The organism is Mycobacterium sp. Soil_C_30, assembly GCF_057656995.1.
The window spans coordinates 65,206-90,300 of the sequence record NZ_JBDGJH010000027.1; the positions used below are offsets into that span (position 1 = coordinate 65,206).

Sequence of the window (25,095 nt, forward strand, 5' to 3'; positions counted from 1 at the left end):
GTCGCCTACTTGTGCCGGGGCTGTGCCACCGGGGGCGTGGGCTCCGCCAGCGGAACTTCGTTGGCGTACTGCGCCATATCGTGCTTGGCGCGGTGCTCCCGCAGCAGATCGGCGATGGCGATCGCGTCACCCTCGGGGGCTGTCGAGTGCTGGTACGGCTTGGCGACCCACATGTAGATCAACCCGACGGCCGCCACCACCACGAAGCCGATCAAGGCGATCCACCGGTCGTAGAACGCCAGCTCGGGATCGCCGTTCGGGCGTGCCAGGACGATCATGGACAGCACACCGTAGACCAGTGCGCCGATGCCCACGGGCCAACCCCACTTGCCCAACGTCCACCGACCGGCAGGCTGCCAGCCCTTGGCCCGGGCCCGCAGCGAAGCGAAGACCACCATCTGGAAGGCGAAGTACCCGGCGAGCATCTGGAAGGCTGCGACGCGGAACAGAGCGTTCGGCAGGAAGTACAGCAGAACGAACATGCCGATCGGCAGGACCGTCACGATGACCAGCGCATTGAGCGGTACCTTTCGGACAGAGATCTTCTTGAAAACCGCGCTGCCCGGGAACATGTCGTCGCGAGCGAACGAGAAGATCAGTCGACTACCGGCGGCCTGTTGCCCCATGACGCACGCCAGGAAGGACGTCAGCGCGACGATCAGGAAGATCTTCGTGCCGACTACGCCGAAGTTGTCGGTCAAGATGGCGATGATGGGATTGCCGACGTCGCCGTTGACAATCTCCTGCAGGTTGGGTGCGGCGAGGATGTAGCCGATGAAGGCGAAGATCGCGGCGGCACCGCCGAGGACGACTGTCATCATCATCGACCGTGGGATGGTCCGCCCGGGGTTGGGGGTCTCCTCGGCGACCTCTCCGCAGGCCTCGAAACCGTAATACAGCACCAGGCCGATGATTGCGGCGGTGGCGAATGCGCTCAGGTAATCACCGTCTCCACCGGTTCCGAACGTGTCGAAGAGGACCGAAAAGCTGTTGGCGCGAGCGAAGATCAACAGGTAGAGACCGACCACCACGATGCCGGCGACCTCAGCCGCCAGGCCCACCTTGGCAATGGTCGCAAGCGTTTTCGATCCGGTGGAGTTCAGCGCCAGGCAGATCAACACCACGATGGTGGCGATGATCAGCTTCTGCAGCGGTGTCGAGGAGATGTTGGAATCCGAATTGAACAGGGCCAGCACAAAGTCCGCGCTGAACATCGCAGTGGTGGTAGCTCCCACCACAACCGCGGAGATGTAGATCCACGACATGATCCAGGCGTACTGACCGTTCCACAGCCGGCGCGCCCACTGGTAAAGGCCTCCGGCAATGGGAAACTGCGAGACGATCTCGCCGAACACCATTGCGACCAGCAGCTGTCCGGCTGCTGCGATCAGGAGCCACAAGATCGACGGGGGCCCCGCCGTGGTGAGGGCCTGGGTGAACATCGAGAGGACGCCCACCATCGGGGACAGATACAGGAAACCGAGCGCGAAGTTCGACCACATACCGATCTTGCGGTCGAACTTCTCCTCGTATCCCAACACCCGCAGGTGGGCGTCGTCGCCGGAAAGCGACGATCCCCCGCCCTTCGTTGTTAATGACATTCGAATCTCCTTGTGCGTTCGGCGATCTGCTGTTGATCGCCCACTGGTCTGCCTAAGACCCGAAGTCGCCCTGCAATGACGTCGCTGTTCCCGGGTGCGAACCGCTTCGAAGCTGTTTCGGCGACCGTGTGACTGTGGCCACATCTGAGTTTGGGCGCTTGCGAGGCGATCGGTCAGACGCAGACTGTGCAATGCCCGTATGAAAACTTGCATGGTGTGGAGCGCTCAATACCCACGCAACGCGGCGGTAATTTGAGGTAAACATGCAGGTCAACTGAGTGAATGCGAACACAGAGCGCCAGCGGTCGGAAAGCCGGTACCAACCACTGCGCACACTACGAAAAGCGTGGGGCCCGCGGTGCACATTCCGCACATTTTGCACCCCGACGGGTCGCTCTACCGTCGAGGAGTCCGATTCACCCGTACTCCTGGAGGACCCGCAGATGCCCCCACATCCGGAAACGACGGCCTCCTGGCACGATCGCCACCGATCGGTGCTCGCCGAGGAGAAGTCCATCGAATTCGACCGATTCTCGTATTCGGACGCCTGGGCTCTGGGCACCCGGCTCGTGGAGACTGCCTCACGCCACGCGTACCCGGTGGCGATCGGGATCAATTTCGGTGAACAGCGCGTGTTCCATGCCGCACTCGAAGGTTCGGCCGCCACCAATGACGACTGGCTGGCCCGCAAGTTCACCGCCGTTTACAAACACAACTGCTCGTCGTGGGCGCTGGAATGCCAGGTGCGCGCCACCGGCGAGGACTATTACTCCGACTACGGCTACCGGGCGGCAGATATCGCTGTGGCCGGCGGCGCCGTCCCCCTACGTGTACGCGGATCCCTCATCGGCGCCGTCGGTGTCTCGGGGCTCGAATCCGTTGAAGACCATCGACTGGTCATCGCGGCGCTGACCGCCTTCCGCACGTGAAGTGGTCAGCGGCCGGTACCGGCTGGGGTCCGGTCGGGTGTGACCGCAGGCGCGGCAACGGCGCAGAAGCCCACGGCGGCAAGCGGTAACAGCCAGGCTCCGTGCCAGCCCACCATCTGCACCAGCCAGCCGATGACGGCCGGCCCGGCCAAGATCGCGACGTAGCCGAGGCCGACCACACGCGAGAGGCTGCGTCCGGCGGTCCCGCCGTCGACATTGCCGGCCGCGGTGAAAACCTGCGGTATGCCGCCGGCCAATCCCAGCCCGAACAGGACCCAGCCCACCGCGACCACGGGCAACGAAGATCCGAGGTTGACGATCAGGATGCCGACTGCGGCGAGCATCGAGCCGAATCTGAGCACCCGCATCGGTCCGGCAGAGTGGGCGATGCGATCCGAGAGGAACCGGCACACGGTCATCGCGACGAGGAAGGAACCCACCGCCAGCGCTCCGAGTGATTGCGACGCACCGAGGTGCTGCTGAGCATGCAAGCTGGCCCAATCCAACGCCGAGCCTTCGGCCAGGAGCAACAGAAACGCCAACGCACCGAGTAGCAGAACCCGCCGGCGCCGCCCGCCCAACGGGCGGCCGCCGCCGGTGGGCTCCGGTTCCTTGGAAGTGCGGGATGGATGGTCAGGCCTCCCGAACCGTCCGTGGAATCCGAGGACGGCCAGTCCGTCGATCATCAGGCAGATCGCGCTCACCGTGACCGCCGTGGTCAGGACTTCGAGCCCAAGTGCAAAACCCGCTGCGCCGATCAGCGAACCCACGACAGTGCCGATCGAGAACACCGCGTGAAACGCCGACATGATGGGGCGGCCGTAATCCCGCTCCACGTGTACAGCGGCTGCGTTCATCCCGACGTCGGCGTTGCCGATCGCGATGCCGAAGATGAAGGCGCCGACCATCGCGTGACCTACCGACGTCGCCACCAGCGGGACGGCCAGCAGGATCGCCATGGTGGCCGCGCCGGTGAGGGCGATCACCTCGGCGCCGTACCGGTCGATCAGAAAGCCCGAAAGTTGCATGCCGGCAAGGGAACCGGCGCCGAGGACCAGCAGCACCGCACCCACCATGGAGGTCGACATGCCGACGGCCTCCTTGAGGCTCGGCAGGTGCACCGCCCAGGTAGTCAAGATCATGCCGAAGGCCACGAACAGCGCGTGCACCGCCGCACGTGAACGCACCGGCACAGGCTCGTGGATCTGTTCGGCCATCAGGATGAATTCTGCCTTTCTGCACTCAACGGAATGGCACCCGCGGGTGTCTCAGCTGTTGATCAGCGCGCCGCGCGGCGCGTTGGCATTGATCCTCCTGGCGGCCCGCTCACCCTCGTGAACCGCCTCCATCATCGTGCGGCTGGCGATGGCGTCACCGATGCGCTCGAGCGGAACACCGCGGCCTTTCAACGCAAAGTACAGATCGTTGACCGGGCGGTGCCAGCCGGCGCGGATCACCGTGTCGACATCGGTGATGACTCCGGGTCTGCCCTGCTCGCTGGTATGCACGGTGGAGCCCCGCACCGCCGTCACCGTCGTGAACGGCCTCGCCGTCATGCCCGACTTGTGCACACGGGGTACCGCCAGATTGGCGCTGAACGGACCCAGCTTGGCGCCGACGTAGGGCAACGGGGTGATCATCTCGACGTCGTGGCCGTCCTGCTGCAACTGCAGGGCCAGACCGATGCCCTTCCAGCCGCCTTCACCGTCGTCGATGATCACGACGTGCTTGCCAACAGGCTCCTCCTTTTCGAGCACATCCCACACCGAAAGCACCTGCTCGTGATCAAGTCCCGGAGTGAATGGAATGCCTTGCGCCAGGTTGCCGACGATATCGGCCGGCGGCGCCGAACCGGTGGCCACGATGACGTGGTGGGGATCCAGTGCGAGGATCTCCTGGGCCGACGGGGCCCAGTTCAGCCGGAGGTCCACCCTGTACTTGGCGATCATGACGTCGAGGTGATCGATGACTCCCCCGATCTCACCGCGGCCCTTGATCCTCGCCGCGATTCTGAGCTGACCGCCGGTCCGGTTGCGTCGTTCGATCAGGATCACTTCGTGTCCCTGCCGGGCCGCCGTTTCGGCCGCTTTCATGCCGGCAGGTCCGGCGCCGATGACCACGACCCGCCGCCGGAACGACGCCTGCATCAACGTGCCGATGCCGAGCTCCTGCTCATAACCCGCGGCCGGGTTGTGCACACACGAGGAATGGGTGACGTTGAACAACCGGTCGATACACCCCTGATTACATCCGATGCAGCGGCGGATCTCCTCAACGCGACCCTCTTTCATCTTGTTGACCGTTTCCGGGTCGGCGATCTGCTGACGGGTCATCGCCACCATGTCCGCGTGGCCGAGCGCGAGGATGTCGGCGGCATCGAAGGGGTCGTTGATCCGGCCCACCGCGATGACGGGGATGTCCACCGCAGACTTCACCGCCGCGGCGAGATCTTCCCAGATTCGCTTGGGGTGCTGCATGTCCGGAACGTTCTGGTGCGCTTCGTTGTAGGTGGCGGCCTTGACGCAGATGTAGTCGATCTTGCCACTCGCCGTCAGCGCCCTGGCGATGTCCTGAGCATCCGAAGCCACCAGGCCGCCCGGGCTGAAATCGTGGCCCTGCAGGTTGATTCCGACGAGGTAGTCCGGGCCCACCTCGTCGCGCACGGCGTGGATGACCCGTAACACGATCCGCACGCGGTTTTCCAGCGAACCGCCATAGTCGTCGGTGCGATGGTTGGAGAACGGCGAGAGAAACGAGGCCAGGAGGTAACCGCCGTAGCCCGAGTGGATCTCGACGCCATCCATCCCGCCCTGCTTGGCGTGACGCGCCCCGACGGCGTGCGCCTCGACGATCTCGTCGATGTCCTCGATTTCCATCTCTTTGGGCATCTCGAGGTTGAACGGACACGGTGTGTTCGACGGCGACCACAACGCCCGCTCGGTGAACGTCGAATGACCCTGGCGCCCACCGTGACCCAGCTGCATCACGATCCGCGCGCCATGTTCGTGCACCGCGTCGGCGATTTTGCGCAGACCCGGCACGATCTCGGGGAGCCAGGACCGCGGCTCCCCCGGTACGTCCTGTGATGTCGGGTGGATCTGGGGGAAGGCCATGCCGATCAGGCCCGCCCCGCCCATGGCGCGCTCACGGTAGTAGGCCACGTGCTGGTCGGTGGGCAGGTAATCCTTGGCCATACCGGTGCCATGGCCGGTCATCACCACGCGGTTGCGGATTTCGACCTTGCCGAGGGTGATTGGTTCGAACAGCGGCGCCAGGCTGGTATCCGTGGGAACTGTTGCCGTCATAGCATCGTCTCCTGATCTGACATGCGGGAGCTAAGAGTTGTCGAGGGCTGCGAGGGCAGCAGAAGCGATGTGCCGACTCAGGCGGTGAGCGCGCCGGAGTGTCCCAGCCGCAACGCCAGCGCCGCCACCGTGAGGGCGGGGTTGACCGCCGCCGACGACGGGAATGGTGAGCTGTCGGCGATCCAGAGGTTGTCCAGGTCGTGGGCGCGCAGATCCGCGTCGACGACGCTGGTGGCCGGGTCGTCTCCCATGCGTGCGGTACCACATTGATGGGAGGTGGCCTCGACGCCGAGGTTGCGGGTGAGCACCACCGGGAAACCGGCCTTGCGGACAACGGTTTTCATCCGGGCGACGAGGTCTTCGTGGGCCACGGTGTTGGTGGCGAACCGGTTGAGAACGACCTGGCCGCGTGGGGACAACGACACCCGGTTGTCGGCCATCGGAAGATCTTCGCTCTGGATGAACAGATCCAAGGTGTACTTGGTGGCCTGGTCGAGAACCGGCATCGGCACCCAGGGCTTGCCCAGTTTGGCTTGCGGACCCCGGAGTTTTCCGAGGCCTTGGACATTTCCCAGCGGGTAACGGTTCGTGGGCCCAGCCGAGTACCAGTCGTTGATACCGATGGTCTTCTGGTACACCGCTTCGTTGCGATGCCGCGGGTCGATCGCCAGGAAGAACGTGGTGACGTGTGCCATGTAGTTCCGGCCCACCTGATCCGACGAGTTGGCCAGTCCCCGCGGGTGAGTCGACGACTGCGACCGCAGCAGCAGCGCCGCGGTGTTCACGGCACCGCAGGAGATCACGAAGCGTTTGGCCCGCACCTGAATCATCCTGCCTCGGTGTCTGATTCGGGCCGCCACGACAGTACGTCCGGTGACGTCGGTGTCGAGCCGCACCACTTCGGCATTGGTCATCAGGCGCACGTTCTTGGAGTCGGCGTCCAGCGCCGGGCGGACCGCAGCGACATCCGCGTCGCCCTTGGCGTCCACCATGCACGCGAAGGAGTCACAGGTACCACACAGCACGCAATTACCGCCGGGCCGGCGGTCGAGTGCCTGCGGCGCCGCGAAGGGATGCAGCCCCTGCTGACTGGCGGAGGCCACCAGCTTCGCCATGGCGCCCTCGTGGGACAACCCGGGAAACGGATAGTCGGTCGATCGCCACGGGTCAGTGGGGTCTTCCCCTTTGTTGGCATGCACCCAGAACATCTGCTCGGCGGCGCCGTAGAACGGTTCGAGTTCGGCGTAGGAAACCGGCCAGGCCGGAGACTCTCCGTCGATGTGTTCGATTGTGCCGAAATCGCATTCGCGGAACCGGGGCAGGGTGGCGCCGTAGAGCTTCGTCGACCCACCGACATAGTGATAGTTGCCGGGGACAAAATCGTTCCCGGTCTTGGCGTCGTGCCAGGGCGCGGAGTTCTTGTAGCGGCCGTGAGTGTGGACGGCATCGAACGACCAGTTCTCGCGTTCGACCGGAAGGAAATCTCCTTGTTCGATGACAAGGACGTTCGCGCCCGAATCACGCAAGGCGTAGGCCAGCGAACCGCCGCCCATTCCCGAGCCGATGACGGCGATATCGGTGTCGAGTACGTCGGGCGGATCGGCGATCACTTGGGATTGCACGGCAAGAGCAGGTATGGACACGTAGAACTCCCCTGGGCTGAGAGGATCGTCGTCATGTGACGCGGGTTATACCGTCCAAAGTTATTGCGCGCGAGGCCCGGACGGCAGGCACGTTGTGAGAAGTCATCGACGCGAACGCTGCACGAACTGCGTCGTCAGCTCCGCGGCCCCCGCTGGAGCAGATCGTGTCCCCGGACAGCGAAGATCAGCGCCTGCCGGGTGTCGGCGTCGTCGAGTGAGCGGCCGAGCAATGCTTCGATGCGCTCCAGCCGGTAGTAGAGCGTCCTGCGCTGGACGTACAACAACTGAGCGGCTTGGCTCTTGTTGCCGTCGCAGGACAGGTAGGTGCGCAGCGTCGGCAGCAGCGGGTTGTTGGCTTTCGCGTCGTGCTTGAGCAGGGGGCCCAGCTCGTCTTCGATGTAGCGGGCCAGTTCGGGCCCACCGGCCAGCGAAGCGAGCAGCCGCAGGACGCCGAGATCGTCGAACCGGTGCACGGCCGCGTCCGGCCGGGCCAGAGCCACCGACGACGCGCTTCGCGCCTGCTCCACCGCGGTGGAGAGCTGGCTGGCGCTGACGGGCCGGCTCACTCCGGCGCGAACCTCCAGCGCTGTCAGGCGTTCCACCACCTGCTTCTCTGAACTGGTCCGCGACAACCCCATCACCACCAGGGTGTGCTCACCGAGGTCGGCGACCACGGCGGGCACCCTCAGATTCCGGCAGAGCTCTTCCATTGCGTCTTCTCCGGTGTTCGGCGCTCGCCCGTCTTTGCAGACGAACACCACCACCAACGCACGGTCGCGCAGATCCCTGCCGATCCGCAGGGCGCGGGCGACGAAGGCGTCGCCCGAGATGTCACCGAGCAGCAGCCGACTGACCAGGGCGTTCTGGCGCTGGGCTGAGCGCGCACCGCTTTCCCGCGCACCGAGCAGCGCGATCGCGATACCGTCGGCGGCCCTGTCGATCGCGTAGCCGGCCGTGCCGGCGATCGCGTCACCGCCGTGCAGAACATGCAGCCAGCCCCATCGCTCACCGCGAAGCACCACTGCTTTACGTGTGCAGTTGTTCGCCTCGTTGGCGTTGCCGGTCGCGGCAGTGTCGTGCTCGATGCGGGAGTGGTGCTCCCACTCCGTGAGGGTGAGATCGCCCGCCGGGGAGCTGCCCGAGTAGGCCACCACCTGCCGCGTAGCGTCCTCGAGGACCACCGGCTTGTGCACTTCGGCGGCGAGCGCGTCGGTGAAGTGCACATGGTCGCGGCCGGCCAGCAACAACTGCATGAAGGTGGCATTGAGGCGCTCGTATGCGCTCAGATCCAACACCCGCTGGTCGATGATCGATTCGTGGACCTGCGCGGAAACCTCCACGAAAGGTAGTTCGCCGTCGAGGCCGACCAGCGGGAATTCGAGCTCCCGTGCCGCGTCCACCAGGGCCGGCGGCATCGTGCTGAACGCCCGACCGCTCAGCTCCACGATCAGGACAGCGGCCTTGGCTTCGGCGATATCGCGGATATAGCGTCGCTGGCCTTCTTCATCGGCACCGATCCCCAGCCCTGCGGTCAACAACATCTCCCCGCCGCTGAGGAACTGGGCGATATCGGGGATCTCGGTGGGGTGAACCCACCGGACCGTGCGGTCGAAGTTGCTCTGGCCTGCGTGAACAGTCACCGAGACCCGGCGGAAAACCTCGAGTTGCAGTGCCGCCTCGATTGTCATGCTCATGGTCACTCGGCTCTTCCGGATTGTGCAACACTGCGCCGATCGATTGCGCACAGTGAGTCTACGAGGTGCGGGCGGGAGCACCTCGTCCAGCCGCCGGGCGGGAGGCCCCCGAGCTAGGGTTGTCTGGCCGCCCAGGCGATGCCCTGTTTGGTCAGGCGTCGGACATCCGCGCCGGCGAGATCCTCGGTCGCGTGACCCACCGAGTGGTAGAACACCCGGCCGCGGCCCCAGTTCCGCACCCACGCCACCGGGCTCTTGAGTCCGTCCAGCCAGGGGAAGTGCTCACCGTCGAAGGTGGTCTCGGCCAACACCCGGTTGTTGGGGTCGACGCTCATGTAGTACTGCTCTGAGGCCACCGCGAAGTCGTTCACACCGGAGGTGACTTCGTGGTGGTGATCGACGATGTTCACCTTGTACGGATGCGGATAGCCTTCGCCACCTGGATGGCTCAGGAAGTCGCCGCCGAGCATGAGGTGATAACGCAGACTCGAGCGAAATGACGCGGCCGCTCCGTGCCACGCAGCGACCCCGGTGCCCGACTCCACCGCCGCCATCAGGTGGTCTTCCTGGGAGTCCGTCAGGTCCTCCGTGGTGAGCGCGTTGTTCCAGCCGATGATGATGAGGTCGTAACCGGTGAGGTCACGATCCAGGGTGAAGATGTCTTGCGACTCCTCCATCTCGAATCCGAGTTCGCCGACCACCAGCTCGCGGGTCCAGCCGGCGATGTCATACGGGCTGTGTCCAGGCCAACCACCATAGAGATAGAGAACTTTCGTCATCGTGGGCTGTCCTCCTCGGGACTGTCGTGAGGTGCGCTGTCGAAGGGCATCAGCTCGCGTGGCTGCACCAGGGCCTCCGGTGTCAGCAATTGCGCCACCTGGCTCGCCGACAGCAGGCCTTCTTCTATCACCAGATCAGGTATCGCGCGATCGGTGGCCAGCGCCAGCTTGGCCAGCCGGGCCGACTCCGCATAGCCCAGGTACGGGCTCAACGCGGTGACGATGCCGATCGAGTTGGTGACCGAGGCGAACAGGCGCTGCTCGTTGGCGGTGATACCGGTGATGCAGTTGGCCGTCAGCGTCTTGCACGCCTCGTTGAGGTGGGTCAGTGACCGCAGCAGTGAGTGGGCGATGATCGGCTCGAAAGCGTTGAGCTGCAGTTGCCCCGCCTCGGCGGCCATGCTGATGGTGACATCGTTGCCGACCACCTCGAACGCCACCTGGTTGACCACCTCGGGGATCACCGGGTTGACCTTGCCGGGCATGATGCTCGAGCCGGCCTGTACGGCGGGCAGGTTGATCTCGTTGAACCCCGATCTCGGCCCGGAGGAGAGCAGCCGCAGGTCGTTGCAGATCTTGGACAGCTTCAATGCGGTGCGCTTGAGCACCCCGGACAACTGCACGAACGCGCCGACGTCCTGAGTGGCCTCAACGAGGTCACGTGCGGTCGACAAGTTGAAACCTGTTATCTCGCTGAGTTTCTCGCACGACAGCCGGGCGTACCGGGGGTGGGCGTTGAGTCCGGTTCCGATCGCCGTCCCGCCCAGATTGATCTCGGTGACCAGCAGCGCGGCCTCGAGTAGCCGCTCGGCATCCTCGGCCACCATGATTCCGTAGGTGCCGAACTCCTGCCCCAGCGTCATCGGCACCGCGTCCTGCAGCTGAGTACGACCCATCTTCAAAACGCCGCGAAACTCCTCGGCTTTGGCCAGGAATGCCGCGGAGACCGTCCGCAGCGTGGTGTGCAGGATGGCGATGTGCACCTGCAGCGCGACCTTGATCGCAGTCGGGTACACGTCATTGGTGCTCTGACTGCAGTTGACGTGATCCAGCGGGTGCAGCCGGTGGTAGTCGCCGCGGTGTGCGCCCAGGATCTCCAGGGCCCGGTTGGCGATCACCTCGTTGGCGTTCATATTCGTCGACGTACCGGCACCACCCTGGATGACGTCGACGACGAACTGGTCATGCAGAGCACCGGCGCGGATCTCAGAGCAGGCGGCCACGATGGCGTCGCTGCGCTCCGGGTCCAGCAGACCCAGTTCACGGTTGGCGGCGGCCGCGGCCTGCTTGACCGCCGCCAACGCGTTCACGAATTCCGGGTAGGTCGACAACGGGATGCCCGAGATCGGGAAGTTCTGCAGCGCACGCGCGGTGTGCACCCCGTAGTACGCCCCGGCCGGCACGTAGAAGTCGCCGAGGGAATCGTGCTCGAGCCGCGTCCCAGGCAGGGCTGCCTCCGAGACCGCGTGATCGGACACCGTCACCGCCATTCCTCCGCCGGGGGTGCCATCGCCGCACCCGGTAGGCCCTCGTAGAAGCCGGCGGTGGCACACGTCGTCATCTCCAACTGCATACCCCACGGCGACTGGAAGTAGAACCAGCGCTGACCCGCAACCGGAGCTTTGTCGTCGACCCCATTCGGGCCTTCCTGCACGACCACACCGGGAATCGACCGCACGTACTGGAACCCGGCGTCGATATCGTCCACGTAGAACGCCAGGTGGTGTCCACCGACATCGCTGTTGCACGGCGGGGTGCGTTGCTGATCGGGTGCGCTGTACTCGAACAGCTCGACATTGTGGTGTCTCCCCAGCCGGAGCATCGCAATGGTGCAACGTGCCTTCGGGTCGACGGCCAAGCGCCGTCGCATCCCGTCCGATTCATCGTCGGCGAAAGGACCGTCGATGAAAACCAGTTCGGCGCCGAAGTGATCAACGAAGAAACCCACCGCCTGCGCGAGATCAGGCACGGTGAAGGCGACGTGGTCAACTGCGCGGAGTCCCGGCACGCGTGCGGTGGCTGCCATGGTCAACTCTGCGCGCCCGTCGCGACCTCGACCGGGGCGAACCGGTGGTCGGTCCAGGCCAGCTGATCGCCGCCGTACTTCGACGCCCGCACGTCGGCCGAGCGGGCATGCCCCTCGAAGTTCTCCAGACGTGCGGCACGGCCGCAGATCCGGCCCATCTCGGCGCTGGAATCAGCGCTTTCGATCTCCTGGTAGGTCACCGTCTTGAGGAATTTGCCGACCCAGAGTCCGCCGGTGTAGCGCGCCGCGCCGAGCGTGGGCAGTACGTGGTTGGTCCCGATCGCCTTGTCGCCGAAAGACACACACGTGCGCTCACCGAGGAACAGCGCGCCGTAGTCCTGCATCTCGGCCAGTGCGCGCCGCGGTTCGGCGGTCAGGACCTGGACATGCTCGCTGGCGAACCTGTCACCCAGGGCGAAGGCCTGCTCGATGGTGTCGACCAGATGCACCTGGCCGTGGTTCTGCCAAGACACCGACGCGATTGCGTTTGTGGGCAGGTTCTTCAGTTGCCGCGTCACCTCTTCGATGGTCTCGCGGCCCACACGCTCCGAGGTGGTGACGAGCACCACCGGAGAGTCCGGACCGTGCTCGGCCTGGCTGAGCAGATCAGCGGCCACCACGAAGGGATCGGCGGTTTCGTCGGCGATGATGAGCACCTCCGTCGGGCCCGCGAAGAGGTCGATCCCCACCTCGCCGAACAATTGCCGTTTCGCTTCTGCCACATACGCGTTGCCCGGTCCGGTCAGCAGGTTGACCGGGGCGATGGTCTCGGTGCCCAGCGCAAGGGCACCGATGGCCTGCACTCCCCCGAGCACGTAGATCTCGTCGGCGCCGGCGAGGTGCATGGCGGCCACACTGATCGGCGGCACAGATCCCTGATTCGGCGGAGTGGTGGCAGCGACACGCGGTACGCCGGCGACCTTCGCGGTCACCACGGTCATGTGCGCGGAGGCGGTCAGGGGGTAACGGCCGCCCGGCACGTAGGCGCCCGAGGCCGCCACGGGTACGTGCCTGTGCCCCAGCTTGACTCCGGGCAACGTCTCGACCTCGATATCGAGCATGGAATCACGTTGTGCCTGAGCGAAATTGCGCACCTGACGCTGGACGAATTCCAGGTCGTCGATCACCGTGGTGGGCAGGCCGGACAAGACCTCGGCGATGGCCGACTCATCGAGCCGGAACGACTCGGGCGACCAGCGGTCGAACTGTTCGGAGTACTTGCGCACGGCGCTGTCGCCGTTGGCGCGGATGTCGTCGAGCACTCCGGCTACGGTTTCGACCACCTGGGGGCTGCTCTTGTGCGGGTTACCGACCTCGGCGGTCGGCGCCTTGAGAATGACCGACACGAATTCTCTCCTTGCGGCTGCTGCGAGTGTTGACGACGCTGCGGCGGACTGCTGCGGCGCGGTGATTCCAGTCTCAGTTCTCGAGCGGCAGCCACGACAGATACAGGATGTGCAGTATCGGCGGCCGGCACTGCACACACTATTGCCTGGCGTCGCGATGCCCGGCTCGGCTTCTTCTTCGTCGCCGATGGCACTGCACTTCCGCCTCACCGCACCGGCCTGCGAGAATCGCTTCGCGCCCGCCGACGCCTGTGGAGGGGAAGTCGATCGTGAGTATGGCCCTCCGCGACGAGTCAGCGCGCACGTCGCCGCGCCGGAATCGCCACACTGTGTGCAGGGGTGCTGATGGTGACTGCTCATCATGGGTCTACGCGACGTGGATCACCATCGGCAGACTTGTCGACAAGCCTGCCTGTCCGGGCCTGGCTCCCGCCCAGCGCACACCGCGCATGCGGCAGAACCCGGCGGCGGCGCCGCAGGCCATTCCAGAAAGGAAGGACAGTTCATGCCCAGGCTCAATGGAGGGCAAGTCATTGCCCGCGTTCTGAAAGAGTACGGAGTGCCCTACGTGGCGGGAATTCCTGGTCACGGAATCTGGGGGCTGATGGACGCTTTCAACGAAGCGGAGTCCAAGATCCCGTTCATCCAGACCTATCACGAGCAGAGCGCGGTGCACCTCGCCGACGGCTACTACCGGGTCTCGGGCAAGCCGATGGCCGCGGTGACCTCCATTGGTGCGGGTGCCTCCAACACCGTGCTGGGACTGGCCACCGCATACAGCGACTCCACCAGCGTGCTGGTGATCACCGGTGGCCCGCCGCGCCACATGCGCGGCCGCGGCGTGCTGCAGGAACTCGAGCGTCAAAAGGACAACGGGTTCCCGCAAGTGGCCGAGGCCGTGTCCAAGCGCAGCTGGATCGCCAACAGCATCGAGGATCTGCCGTTCGTCCTGCACCGCGCGTTCTCCACGATGCTGACCGGTCGACGCGGCCCGGCCCACATCGAGGTGCCGTGGGACCTGCACGCCGAAACCGCCGAGGTCAACTTCCACGATCTCGCGCGACGGCTGCCCATCGGGCTGCAGTATCCGGATCCCGAGGCGATCGAGCGCGCGGTCGCGCTGCTCGGTACCGCCAAGCGGCCGGTCATCGTGGTCGGCGGCGGTGCGATCAGCGCCAACGCCACCGACGAAGTACGCGCGCTGGCAGAGGGTCTCGACATCCCGGTGGTCACCACGTGGAACGGCAAGAGCGCCTTCCCCGAAGATCACGACCTGTTCATCGGGAGCGTCGGGCAGACCGGCACCATCCACGGCAACTACTTGGCCGCCAATGCCGATGTCGTCGTCTCCATCGGGTGCCGGTTCACGGACTGGTCCGCATCGAGCTACGCCAAGGGCAGGTCGTTCTCCTTCCCGCCGGCCAAGCTGATCCACATCGACATCGATCCGCACGAGATCGGCAAGATCTACCCCGCGGAGGTCGGCATCCTCGCCGACGCCAAGCCGGCCGTCGCCGCCATCGTCGCGTCGCTCGGCACCAAGCCGGAACGCACCGAGTACCTCGCCGAAATCGCCGAGCGCAAAGCGGATTGGGAGAGCGAACTGTCGACCCGACGGGACACCGACCGGTTCCCGTTCACCCTCCAGCGACCCTTGGCGGCGCTGCGAAATGTCATGGACCGCAGCGGGATCGTGCTTGTCGGGTCCGGAAACACGCAGGGTGCGGTCAAGCAGACCTTCCCCGTGTACGAACCCCGCACGCATCTGACCACCGGTGGTTTCTCGTCGATGGGCTGGCCGGTTCCGGCGGCTCTGGGCGCCAAGCTCGCCGCTCCGGAGCGACAGGTCGCGTCCATCACCGGTGACGGCGACTTCTTGATGACCGCTCAGGAGATCGGCGTGGCGATCCAGCACGACATCCCGGTCGTCTTCGTTGTGCAGGACAACTCCGGCTACATCTCGATCCGCGGCGGCCAACGCAACGCCACCGATCGCATCATCGGGACCGAGTTCAACCGTCCCGACGGGACGCCGTACAGCCCGAGCTTCAAGGATCTCGGAAAGTCCTTCGGGCTGGAGTCGTTCCGCGTCGAATCGGCCGCCGACCTCGAGCCGACATTCAAGCGGGCGTTCGACGCGCAGGCGCCTGTGCTGGTCGAGATTCCGACCGATCGCGACTTGGCCAGCCCCTTCGTCCCGGGGTGGCTGGATTTCCCGCCGCTGCCGCACATCACCGACGAGCGTGCCGACGAGTATCGCCAGAACCGCGCCAACGAACAGCACCAGTAGTCGACATCGGTTGCGGAAAGCGAAGACTCGATGACTCGCCTCGCGGGCAAAGTTGCCCTCATCACCGGAGCCGCCCGCGGGCAGGGTCGCTCCCACGCCCTGCGACTCGCCGACGAGGGTGCCGACATCATCGCACTGGATGTCTGCCGGCAGATCGGGACCGTGCCGTACCCCATGGCCGATTCCGACGATCTGGTCACCACCGCCGACCTCGTCAAGAGTCGCGGGCGTCGCGTTTTCATCGCCGAGGTCGACGTGCGTGACCTCGCCGGACTCCAAGGTGCGGTGGACGCCGGCGTGACGGAGTTGGGACGCCTCGACATCGTGGTGGCCAACGCCGGCACGCTCAACGACACCGCACCCCTGTGGGAATTGAGCGAAGAGCAGTTCCAGGATCAGATCGACGTCAACCTCACCGGAGTCTGGAAGACGATCAAGGCGACGGTACCGACACTGCTACGGCAGAACGAGGGTGGTTCGGTGATCCTGATCAGCTCGATCTCGGGGCTGACCGTCGAACTCAATGTCGGCCACTACGCGGCATCCAAGCATGGCGTCAACGGTCTGATGCGCACGCTCTCAGGCGAATTGGCGCCGCACGGTATCCGGGTGAACTCGATCAATCCGACGAACGTGAACACGCTGATGATCAACAATCCCCGGTACAACCAGCTGTTCGCCGGCGGCAAGCTCGACGCCACCCAGGAGGACGCCCTGGACGCACTGCAGGCGATGCACGCCTTGCCGGTGCCGTTCCTGGATCCGGTCGATGTCAGCAACGCCGTGGTGTATCTGGCCAGCGAGGACGGCCGCTACATCACCGGCACCACCCAAGTGTTGGACGCCGGTGCCATGAACCCGTTCAAGGCAGCGCATCTGGCCGACGCGGGTCCCGCTCACTGACGACAGAAAACACCACAACGCCGCGCCGTTGCCAACAAAGCAACGGCGCGGCGTTGTGGTTCCTGCCGGTGAAAAGAAGACGCCGCCGTTGTGGGCGCGCAGGCAGTGATTGCGACCGAATCAGGGTGTCGGAGCGTCTTCCCGGATCAACCCCTCCGCGCGCAGATCGTCCCAAACCTGCTGTGGTACATCGCTTTCGAAAAGCTCGGCGTTGCGGTCCTGCTGGGCCGCATCACGCGCACCGACGCAGACACTGGTGACAACCGGGTGCGCGTAGGCAAACTGCAGGGCGACGGCCGGCAGATCGGCGCCGTGTCTGCGGCAAATCTCCTCGAGCCGGGCGGTCTTGTCCAAGATGTCGCGAGGCGCCGGGCCGTAATTGAAGCGGGCCCCTGGAATTGGGCCCTTGGCCAGGATGCCGCTGTTGAAGACCCCTCCCAACACGATGCCGATCCCCCGCTCGGCGCACAACGGGAACAACGTGTCCAACGGCTCCTGCTCCAGCAGGGTGTACCGGCCGGCGAGCAGGCACAGATCCGAGTCGGTGGCCTTGACTGCCTCCGCCATGACTTCTGCCTCGTTGACTCCGAATCCGATCGCTTTCACGACGCCTTGGTCACGCAGTGTTTCCAGCGCTGGGAACGCGCTCACGATGGCCTGCCTCAGGTACTCGACGTAGCCCGGGCCATGGGTGTGCTGATCGCAGTCATGGATGAATAATGCGTCGAAGCGGTCGGTGAGCATTCGTTGCATACTCTGCTCGACGGCCCGCATGACGCCGTCGTAGCTGTAGTCGTACTCGGCGGCGAAGGGTGGGATCTCCACGTACTGCCCCAGTTGGGTCGGCGCGTTCAGAGTCGGCTTCAGCGTCCGGCCCACCTTGGTGGAAACGACCACGTGCGACCGATCGAGTTGCCGCAGTGCATGTCCGAGCCGGTACTCGCCGAGCCCGTTGCCGTATCCCGGTGCGGTGTCGAAGTATCGGACGCCCTGACCCCACGACTGCGCGACCATCTGGAAAGCCGCGTTCTCGTCGTAAGCGCCGTTGAAATTGCCGATGGGTGCCCCGCCGAAGCCCATCGCGGTGAAGGTGAGCCCCGATCGCGCATGGACTCTGGTCGATGACAGCTTCATGGTTGTTCCTCGTCCTACTGGGATGATCACGCGAGGCGTCCGGCCCGCCGAAGGAAAGTGGTGCGGGACAGCACCTTTCAATGGTATCGAGCTTGGATCCACAACGGTCTGCACAAGACGTGCAGCGCACCCCGCAACTGGTGCACGCATTGACCGTCGCAGCTCGTCAGCCCCCGACCTCGGCGGGCGGATCGGCAGTTCCCTGTCCGTCCGGTGCCGCGAGTCGTCTCGTCCGACTGAGCAGGTTCGCCCGGAAGAAGGCAGGTGAAGAACCCGCCAGCATGTCACCGCGGCCGATCTCGGCGGTCAGCCAACGCCAGAGCCTGAGCAGGGTGTGCGCCATGACAGTCATCGGGTAGAAGCGGCGACACTGGGCGCCACCCGCAAGGCGTTCGCGGCGATGGTGAGTGCCGGGTTCAACGCCGCCGAGGACGGGAAGAACGACCCATCGATGAGCCACAAGTTGTCGACATCGTGGCTACGGCACTGTGCGTTCAGCACACTGCGCAGCGGGTCCGCGCCCGCGACGGCGGTGCCACACATGTGCGAGTTGGTTTCGATTCCCATCCGTTGGGTCAGCACGATCGGGTAGCCGGCGCGCCGGACCGCCTTGGTCACCCGCCGAACCAATTCACGGTGCGGTTCAATGTTGTTGGGCCGCCACCGGATCACGATGTCGGTGTCGGTGACCGTGACCCGGTTGTCCAGACGTGGGAGGTCCTCGGTGGTCAGATAGATGTCCAGGCTGCGGTCCGTCGCCATCTTCAGCGCCCACATCGGAACCCGTGGGCGCGCGTTCTTGATCATGGCCGCTTGCAGCTTGCCCAGCATCTGGAGGTTGCCGAGCGGGTACTCGTTGCCGGGACCGGCGGTGTACCAGTCGTTGAGCCCCAACGTTTTCTGCCAGGCTGTTGTGTTCTTCCGCCGCGGGTCGATGGCCACGAAGAACGTGCTGTTGTGCACCATGTAGTTGCGCCCCAGGAGACCGGAGGAGTTGCCCAGTCCATTGGGATGCTGCGCTGTCGCCGACCTCAACAGCAGTGCGGCGGAGTTGACCGCACCGGCCGACACCACAAACTGTTTCGCCTCGATCCGCACGGTCCGCCCACGCACCTGCGCCTCGGCAGCCACGACGGTGCGCCCGTCCCCAGCAGTGAGCAGGCGCGTCACCTTGGCTTCGATCATGAGGCGGACGTTGGTGGATTCCAGCGCCGGACGCAGCACCCGATTTTCGGCTTCGCTCTTGACATCCGATTCCGACGGACATCCATCGGACGTCGTCGAGGCCCTGCGCTGCTCCTCGGTGTCGAGGTTCATCCCATTCGGGGTATGGAAAGGGTGCAGACCCTGGCGTTTGAGTGAATCGGAGAAGCGCTCGATGCAGGGCTCATGCGGCAGCGGCGGGTACGGGTAAGGCTGGGAGTGTGGCGGTTCCGTCGGGTCTTCGTCGGTGGACCCGTGAACCTGGAAGAGCCGCTCGGCCTCGACGTAATACGGTTCGAGATCCTCGTAGCCGAACGGCCACGCCGGCGACGTGCCGTCGTGATGGATGATCTCGCCGAAATCCTCGCGCCGAAAACGCGGCAGGCTGGCACCGTAGAACTTGGTGTTGCCGCCAACCCAGTAGTAGGTGCCCGGGCTGAAGGGTTTGCCGCTGCGCGCATCGATCCAGGGCTCGGCGGTCTTGTAGCGCCCGTGGATGTGCATCTCCTCCGGCATCGAGTTCTCCGGCTCACGCGGAAGGAACCGGCCCCGCTCCACCACCAGCACGTCCAGGCCGCAATCGCGGAGTGCGTGGGCCAGGGTGGACCCGCCCATTCCGGAACCGATCACGACGACGTCGGCCGTGAGAGTGTCCACTCCAGATGCGGTCACCAGCGCTCCGTCACGCAGCGGCGCATACTCATCGACCAGGCGTGTCACCATGTCAACGCCTTCCGGCGGAATCGCTCTCGTAAGAGCGCTCAGCACGCGTCCAGCGCAGCGCGGTACTGGGGCAACGTTCTCCGAATCTCGACGCCGAACCAGCCGTGATGCTCATCTTCACCTTCGATCTGGGCGCGGGGGCGCACGTTGTGAACGGTGCCGGTAAGGTCCAGCTCCGCGCTGGATCCTCCGTGAGTTTCCTGCACTTCGACCCTAGGGAAGGCGGCGGCCGGCTCAACAGGCACAGAGTGTGGGATAACGACCGGGACGATGTAACACTTTGTGCAGACTGGCCCACTCTTGTCGGCCGGGAGTCCGCGGGGCGGGGCCGAGCCTGTGCACGCGCGCCGCTTCATCTGCACGCCATCGTCACTGGCAATCGTGAAACGAGAGGTCATGCACGAGCTGAGTTGGCAGTCGATATCGGTGAGCGCTCTGTTGGAGCGGCTGACACCGACACCGTCACCGCACCGGGTGGTCATCATCGGGATCGACGGCCGCAGTCGGTCCGGCAAGACCACCCTGGCTGACCGATTGGCCGACACCGGTGAGGACATCGCCGTCATCCACACCGACGACGTGGCCTGGCATCACTCGTTCTTCGACTGGACCGAGGCACTGGTGGCCAACGTACTGCAGCCACTGCGAGAAGAGGGGCCGCCGCTGCGGTTCACACCTCAACCGTGGATCGAGCGCGGGCGTCCGGGAGATATCGACATTCCGGACGGAACTCGAATCGTCCTGGTCGAGGGAGTCGGCGCCGCCCGCGCGGAACTGTCCGAGTGGCTCGACGCGGCCATCTGGGTAGAGACGCCACCAGAACTCGCGATGCGACGCACTCGTGAACTCGACCGTGACCCAACGGGTTTCGTCGAGGACTGGATGCGCGCCGAGAACGCTCACCTTCTGCGTGACCAACCGTGGACGCGGGCGACGGCGATCGTGTCCGGTGGCGACCCCACAGCCGACGACGGGTCCGTGCGGGCTTTGTTGCGCTGAACGCCTCGGTCGATGCGCAACTGGTGAGTCCTAGTAGATGTTCGACGGCCGGATCATGCCTTCGGCCAGGTCCCCGAAACCGGGCGCCATGATCGCCCCCGGATGGCCCGCCACCTGCTCCACGATGGCGGTCTCGGTGGTGATCACCAGAGCCGCGATGGACGCCGCGCTCTCCAGCGCCGCCCGGGTGACCTTGAGCGGGTCGATGACACCTTCGTCGAACATGTCGCCGTATTCGCCGGTGAGCGCGTTGAATCCGTGCCCCAGCGGCAGATCCTCGACGATCTGCACCACGTCGTGTCCCTCGAAGCCGGCGTTGAGCGCAATCCAGCGCAGCGGCTCAGCCAGCGCCCGGCGCACCACCTGAACACCGATGCCCTCGTCGCCGGGCAGATCCAGCTCGGCCAGCGCCCGATGTGCCTGCGCCAGTGCCGTGCCACCGCCGGACACGATGCCCGCCTCCACTGCCGCCCGGGTGGCGGCCAGCGCGTCCTCGACCCGCAGCATGCGTTCCTTGAGTTCCACGCTGGTGGCACCTCCGACACGGATGACGGCGACACGGCCGGTCATCCGGGCGATCCGCAGATCGAGGCTGTCGCGGTCGGCGTCGATGCGGGCCCTCTCGCGCTGGGCCTCGAGCTGCCCCACCCGGGCGGACACCCGCGCCGGGTCGCCGTGTGCGCCGACGATCGTGGTGTCGTTCTCCGTCACCGTGATGCGGTCACACGAGCCCAGGTGCTCGAGCTTCACCTCGCCCAGTTCGAGGCCGGTGTCCTTGGCGATGACGTGCCCGCCCAGCGCGACCGCCAGATCCTCCAGTTCGGCAATCCGGCGGTGCCCGAACCCCGGCGCCCGCACTACCACCGACTGCATGGTCTTGTGCATGTTGCCGCCGACGAGCAGTTGAAGGGCCGCGCCGTCGACGTCTTCGGCGAGCACCACCAGCGGGCGGTCCGCACGCTTGGCGGCCTCGATGGTCGGCATGATCTCCTGCACCGAGGTGATCTTCTTGTTGGTCAACAGGATCAGCGGGTTGTCCAGCACGGCTTCCATGCGGTCCGGGTCGGTCACCATGTAGGCCGAGATGTAGCCGTGGTCGAACTCGATGCCGTCGACCACTTCGACGCTCAATCCCAGGGTGTCACTCTCCTCGGTGGTGATGACCCCGGGTTCGCCGACGTGCTCGACGGCAGAAGCGATGACCTCGCCGATCGATTCGTCGTCGCTGGCGGCCAACGTGGCGATGCGCAGCAGATCACTGCGGCCGCCGATTCCCACCGAGTGGGCGGTCAGAGCCTCCAGCACCACTGGCACGGTCCTCTCGATCCCGCGGCGGACCCGCATCGGGTTGGCGCCCTCGTCCACTGCGCGCAGACCTTCGCGCACCATGGCCTGCGCCAGGACGGTGGCCGTGGTGGTGCCGTCGCCCACCATGCCGTTGGTCTGCATCGCCACCTCCTTCACCAACTGGGCACCCATGTTGGCGAACGGATCGGACAGCTGGATCTCCCGTGCGATCGTCACGCCGTCATTGGTGATGACCGGTGGCCCGGTCAGCTTCTCCAGCACCGCATTCCGGCCCTTCGGGCCGAGTGTCACCTTGACCGCGTCGGCGAGGGCGTTGACGCCGGCCTCCAGGCGGGCCCGCGCGTCACGGTTGTACCGCAGCTCCTTTGCCATGGTGTTTCCTCTCGTGAAAGTGTCTGTCAGGGAATGAGAATCGCGCGGCCACGGACCTGGCCGGCGTCGAGATCGTCGATCGCGTTCTGGAATTCGTCGAGCTGATACTTGCTGGTGTGCAAGGTGACCTTGCCCTGCGCGGCCAGTGCCATCAGATCCTGCAGGTCGTTGTAGGAGCCGACGAGGTTGCCGATGAAGTTGATCTCGGTCGAGATGATGTCGATGGTGGGCACGTTGATGTTCTCGCCGTAGCCGACGACGTAGTAGTTGCCTGCCCGGCGCAGCATCGCCACGCCCTCGGCGGTGGCGCCGCCCTCGCCGACAAAATCGAGCACGGCTTCGGCGCCGTGGCCGCCGGTGAGGTCGAGGATGCGCTCGAGGTGAGTGCCGTCGGCCACGATGCCGTGGTCGGCGCCGATGTCGACGGCCAGCGCCACGGCGGAGGGATTGCGGTCGAGCACCACCACCTGGGCACCCGAGATCGCCTTGAGCACTTGGATTCCGATGTGACCGAGACCCCCGGCACCGATGACGACGCACACGTCACGGGGCCCGGTGGTCCGCGCGATCTTGGCGGCGGCGTGATAAGCCGTCAAGCCGGCGTCGGCGAGGGCGGCGACGTCGGCGGGCTCCAGGGATTCGTCGATCTTCACGACGCTGCGCGCGGTGGTCCGCAGGTACTCCGCGTACCCACCGTTGGTGTCGATTCCGGGGAATTGGCTGTTCTCGCAATGCACATCGTCGCCGGAACGGCATGCCCGGCACAGCCCGCAGGTGATCAGCGGATGCAGGATCACCTTGTCACCGGGTACCACGTTGGTCACCGCGTCGCCGATGTCCTCGACCCACCCGGCGTTTTCGTGCCCGATCGTGTAGGGCAACGTGACGCCGGACTTCTGCTCCCACTGGCCCTCGAGGATGTGTAGATCGGTACGGCACACGCCGGCCCCACCGATCCTCACGATCACATCGAGCGGACCGGCGACCACAGGTTTGGGCACCTCGGACAGTTGGAGTTTGGTTTGATAACCCACCACCTGGACGGCTCTCATGGTCTCCTCGTTCTCGCATCGACAAAGTGGGGCGTGGTGTTGCCGCCGTCTTCGTAGCGGGTGGCCAGCAGTCCGCGGCAGAAGTGGCTGTTTCCTTCCATGGAGATCCGGACCGAGCGGGCGAATCGCAACCGCATCGGTGCCTGTTCCACCGTCAGCGGTTTCCCGTCCTCATCCACCAGCACGCGACTGTTCGGGCACATGCTCAATCCGATGTCGAAGCGACGCCGCATCAGTGCCGCTTTTTCCTTGCCGTTGGGCAGATCACGCAGAGTGAGCTGATGCAGGTCCGCGTCGGCCAGCTCCTTTCGGCGTAGCAGGCCGGTGACGCAGCGTTCCATTGCGGCGGTGTGCGCCTTCTGCAGGAAGGTGCGCCGCAGCTCGTCCAAGCTGTCCTGCGCTTCGACTCCGAAGGTGCCCCGGTAGCCGGCGTCGGCGGCCAGGCCGGTGTTGATCTTGTCGCTGTCATGGTGGTCATCCAGCAGCACCCGCACCTGTCCGAATTCCCCGGCGGCCCGCAACGCGTCCATGGCATCGGAGGCCATCAGGTAGGCGAAGTTGGGTGAGCAGAAGGCGGTGGGTAGCCGCAGATGGACCTCGACGCCGGTGTCGTCGACGAGCACCGAACGGACGAACCCGAGATCGGTGATGGGTTCGTCCAACTCGGGATCGGTGACGGCGTGCAGCGCGGCCATCACCTCCTTCTCGACACTGACGACCGTGACCGTCACAGTGACACCGTCTCTTTGGCCCCCGCCTGTTTGGCACCCGCGGCCACCTCGACCTCGTCCTGGCCCGGCGTGGGCAGCTGCAGCTCGGTGGGTACCGCGATGTCGTACAGCGATGCCGCGTTGAGGCCCAGCACCTTTCGTTTCTGCTCGACGGTGATGGGCGCGTACTCGGCCATGTCCTCCGGGATCTGGAAATCGACGAACTTCTCGATCAGCCAGCGCGGGGTCCACAATGCGTAATCACTGCTGAACAGGATCTTGTCCTCGCCGATCCAGTACAGCAGCTCCCCCATGATCTGAGCGAAATACCGGGGCCGGGTGTGGATGAACGGGATGGCCACCGCCAGGCCGCCGTACACGTTCGACTCCTGGGTGGCGATCCAGCAGAAGTCCTCCAGCCTGGGCAGCCCGACGTGCTCGACGATGAAGTTCAACTCCAGGTAGTCGGTGGCCACCTTGTCGATATCGGCGACGTCGAACGCATCCCGGTCCAGCGGCCGGATGGTCGGACCCTTGTGCACGTGAATGTTCTTGATGCCGAGGTTGATGCACTCCTCGAGGTAGCGACGCGACCAGTGCTCGTCGAGCTTGTAACCCCGTGAGTCACCGTGCCATTCGGCGGTGTAGAGCTTGACGCCCTTCAGCTTCATCCGGTCGGCATCGCGGCGCAGCTGCTCCAGGCCGGCCTCACCGTGGCGCGGGTCGTAGGCGTGGTTGTAGGTCAACTTGCCCGGATGGCGCTGCGTGAGTTCGAAAGCCTCCTCGGTCTGCCCGAATCCGTTGACGTAGAAGTCCGACAACAGGGTGGCCTGGAAGATCGCGTGATCGACATAGCCGTCGACGAACAGGTCCCGCATCAGACGGTCACCGCCGTAGTAGGTGTAGAGGTCGTAGTCCCACACCTCCTCCTCCGGGCTGAGGTTGCGGTGGTAGTCGTAGAAGCAGTCGATGAACTGCTTGCCGTGGATGTTCTTCAGGTTGGTGGCGCGGCCGTCCCAGAGGTGGACGTGGCTGTCGACGATGAAGTAGGAGTTTCCGTCTTTTTCATACATGTTGG

19 protein-coding genes are annotated in these 25,095 nt (G+C 65.2%); 4 read left to right on the forward strand and 15 right to left on the reverse strand.

From position 1 onward, the window contains the following. Window positions 1–5: 5 nt before the first annotated feature. A complete protein-coding gene (locus AC3A6P_RS32235) occupies window positions 6–1,601 on the reverse strand; it encodes an APC family permease (protein ID WP_487696454.1) in 1,596 nt (531 codons plus the stop codon). Window positions 1,602–2,044: 443 nt separating this feature from the next. On the opposite strand from AC3A6P_RS32235, the gene AC3A6P_RS32240 reads away from it, so the two are divergent. Next, window positions 2,045–2,530 (forward strand): heme-degrading domain-containing protein, encoded by a 486-nt coding sequence (locus AC3A6P_RS32240; protein WP_487696455.1) that lies wholly within the window; start codon window positions 2,045–2,047, stop codon window positions 2,528–2,530. Window positions 2,531–2,535: 5 nt separating this feature from the next. On the opposite strand, the gene AC3A6P_RS32245 is transcribed toward AC3A6P_RS32240, so the two are convergent. The 8 genes from AC3A6P_RS32245 to hisD all read right to left on the reverse strand — a co-directional run bounded on the left by AC3A6P_RS32245 (window position 2,536) and on the right by hisD (window position 13,323). Further along, window positions 2,536–3,747: an MFS transporter gene (locus tag AC3A6P_RS32245; protein WP_487696456.1), complete on the reverse strand. Its 1,212-nt coding sequence runs from the start codon at window positions 3,745–3,747 to the stop codon at window positions 2,536–2,538. Between the two features lie 51 nt (window positions 3,748–3,798). Continuing rightward, window positions 3,799–5,835, reverse strand: a complete 2,037-nt coding sequence (locus AC3A6P_RS32250; protein ID WP_487696457.1) for an oxidoreductase — start codon at window positions 5,833–5,835, stop codon at window positions 3,799–3,801. A gap of 77 nt (window positions 5,836–5,912) precedes the next feature. Further along, complete coding sequence (locus tag AC3A6P_RS32255) at window positions 5,913–7,478, reverse strand: FAD-dependent oxidoreductase (RefSeq protein WP_487696458.1); 1,566 nt, start codon at window positions 7,476–7,478, stop codon at window positions 5,913–5,915. A 134-nt stretch (window positions 7,479–7,612) separates the two neighbouring features. Next, on the reverse strand, window positions 7,613–9,172 hold the full coding sequence (locus AC3A6P_RS32260) for a PucR family transcriptional regulator (protein ID WP_487696459.1): 1,560 nt from the start codon (window positions 9,170–9,172) through the stop codon (window positions 7,613–7,615). Window positions 9,173–9,285: 113 nt separating this feature from the next. Next, window positions 9,286–9,951: a ThuA domain-containing protein gene (locus tag AC3A6P_RS32265; RefSeq protein WP_487696460.1), complete on the reverse strand. Its 666-nt coding sequence runs from the start codon at window positions 9,949–9,951 to the stop codon at window positions 9,286–9,288. After that, window positions 9,948–11,399, reverse strand: coding sequence for an aspartate ammonia-lyase (locus AC3A6P_RS32270; RefSeq protein ID WP_487696483.1), 1,452 nt, complete (start codon window positions 11,397–11,399; stop codon window positions 9,948–9,950). The genes AC3A6P_RS32265 and AC3A6P_RS32270 overlap by 4 nt, the downstream gene beginning before the upstream one ends. A gap of 32 nt (window positions 11,400–11,431) precedes the next feature. Further along, on the reverse strand, window positions 11,432–11,977 hold the full coding sequence (locus AC3A6P_RS32275) for a VOC family protein (protein WP_487696461.1): 546 nt from the start codon (window positions 11,975–11,977) through the stop codon (window positions 11,432–11,434). A gap of 2 nt (window positions 11,978–11,979) precedes the next feature. Beyond that, the gene (gene hisD, locus AC3A6P_RS32280) at window positions 11,980–13,323 is read right to left on the reverse strand and encodes a histidinol dehydrogenase (RefSeq protein WP_487696462.1); all 1,344 of its coding nucleotides are present in this window, start codon (window positions 13,321–13,323) and stop codon (window positions 11,980–11,982) included. A 505-nt stretch (window positions 13,324–13,828) separates the two neighbouring features. Between hisD and AC3A6P_RS32285 the strand changes: the two genes are divergently transcribed. Together AC3A6P_RS32285 and AC3A6P_RS32290 are read left to right on the forward strand one after the other, a co-directional pair. After that, on the forward strand, window positions 13,829–15,613 hold the full coding sequence (locus tag AC3A6P_RS32285) for a thiamine pyrophosphate-binding protein (protein ID WP_487696463.1): 1,785 nt from the start codon (window positions 13,829–13,831) through the stop codon (window positions 15,611–15,613). A gap of 30 nt (window positions 15,614–15,643) precedes the next feature. Next, window positions 15,644–16,516 carry a mycofactocin-coupled SDR family oxidoreductase gene (locus AC3A6P_RS32290; protein WP_487696464.1) on the forward strand — a complete coding sequence of 291 codons (873 nt, stop codon included), beginning with the start codon at window positions 15,644–15,646 and terminating at the stop codon, window positions 16,514–16,516. A 120-nt stretch (window positions 16,517–16,636) separates the two neighbouring features. Here the strand turns inward: AC3A6P_RS32290 and AC3A6P_RS32295 are convergent, their stop codons facing one another. Together AC3A6P_RS32295 and AC3A6P_RS32300 are read right to left on the reverse strand one after the other, a co-directional pair. Further along, complete coding sequence (locus AC3A6P_RS32295; RefSeq protein WP_487696465.1) at window positions 16,637–17,650, reverse strand: aldo/keto reductase; 1,014 nt, start codon at window positions 17,648–17,650, stop codon at window positions 16,637–16,639. A gap of 348 nt (window positions 17,651–17,998) precedes the next feature. Continuing rightward, window positions 17,999–19,576: a GMC oxidoreductase gene (locus tag AC3A6P_RS32300; protein ID WP_487696466.1), complete on the reverse strand. Its 1,578-nt coding sequence runs from the start codon at window positions 19,574–19,576 to the stop codon at window positions 17,999–18,001. 396 nt (window positions 19,577–19,972) lie between these two features. Here AC3A6P_RS32300 and AC3A6P_RS32305 point away from each other — a divergent pair, with 396 nt between their 5' ends. After that, window positions 19,973–20,575: a uridine kinase family protein gene (locus AC3A6P_RS32305; protein WP_487696467.1), complete on the forward strand. Its 603-nt coding sequence runs from the start codon at window positions 19,973–19,975 to the stop codon at window positions 20,573–20,575. A 30-nt stretch (window positions 20,576–20,605) separates the two neighbouring features. Here AC3A6P_RS32305 and groL read toward each other — a convergent pair whose 3' ends face one another. The 4 genes from groL to AC3A6P_RS32325 are packed head-to-tail and all read right to left on the reverse strand — an operon-like array spanning window position 20,606 to window position 25,090. Further along, window positions 20,606–22,255 carry a chaperonin GroEL gene (groL, locus tag AC3A6P_RS32310; protein WP_487696468.1) on the reverse strand — a complete coding sequence of 550 codons (1,650 nt, stop codon included), beginning with the start codon at window positions 22,253–22,255 and terminating at the stop codon, window positions 20,606–20,608. A gap of 26 nt (window positions 22,256–22,281) precedes the next feature. Then, a complete protein-coding gene (locus AC3A6P_RS32315; protein ID WP_487696469.1) occupies window positions 22,282–23,307 on the reverse strand; it encodes an NAD(P)-dependent alcohol dehydrogenase in 1,026 nt (341 codons plus the stop codon). Next, entirely contained in the window at window positions 23,304–24,038 is a 735-nt protein-coding gene (locus tag AC3A6P_RS32320) for an iron-sulfur cluster assembly protein (RefSeq protein ID WP_487696470.1), read from the reverse strand. Before AC3A6P_RS32320 ends, AC3A6P_RS32315 begins: the two co-directional genes overlap by 4 nt. Then, window positions 24,035–25,090 (reverse strand): amidohydrolase family protein, encoded by a 1,056-nt coding sequence (locus tag AC3A6P_RS32325; protein WP_487696471.1) that lies wholly within the window; start codon window positions 25,088–25,090, stop codon window positions 24,035–24,037. Before AC3A6P_RS32325 ends, AC3A6P_RS32320 begins: the two co-directional genes overlap by 4 nt. Between the last annotated feature and the right edge of the window lie 5 nt (window positions 25,091–25,095).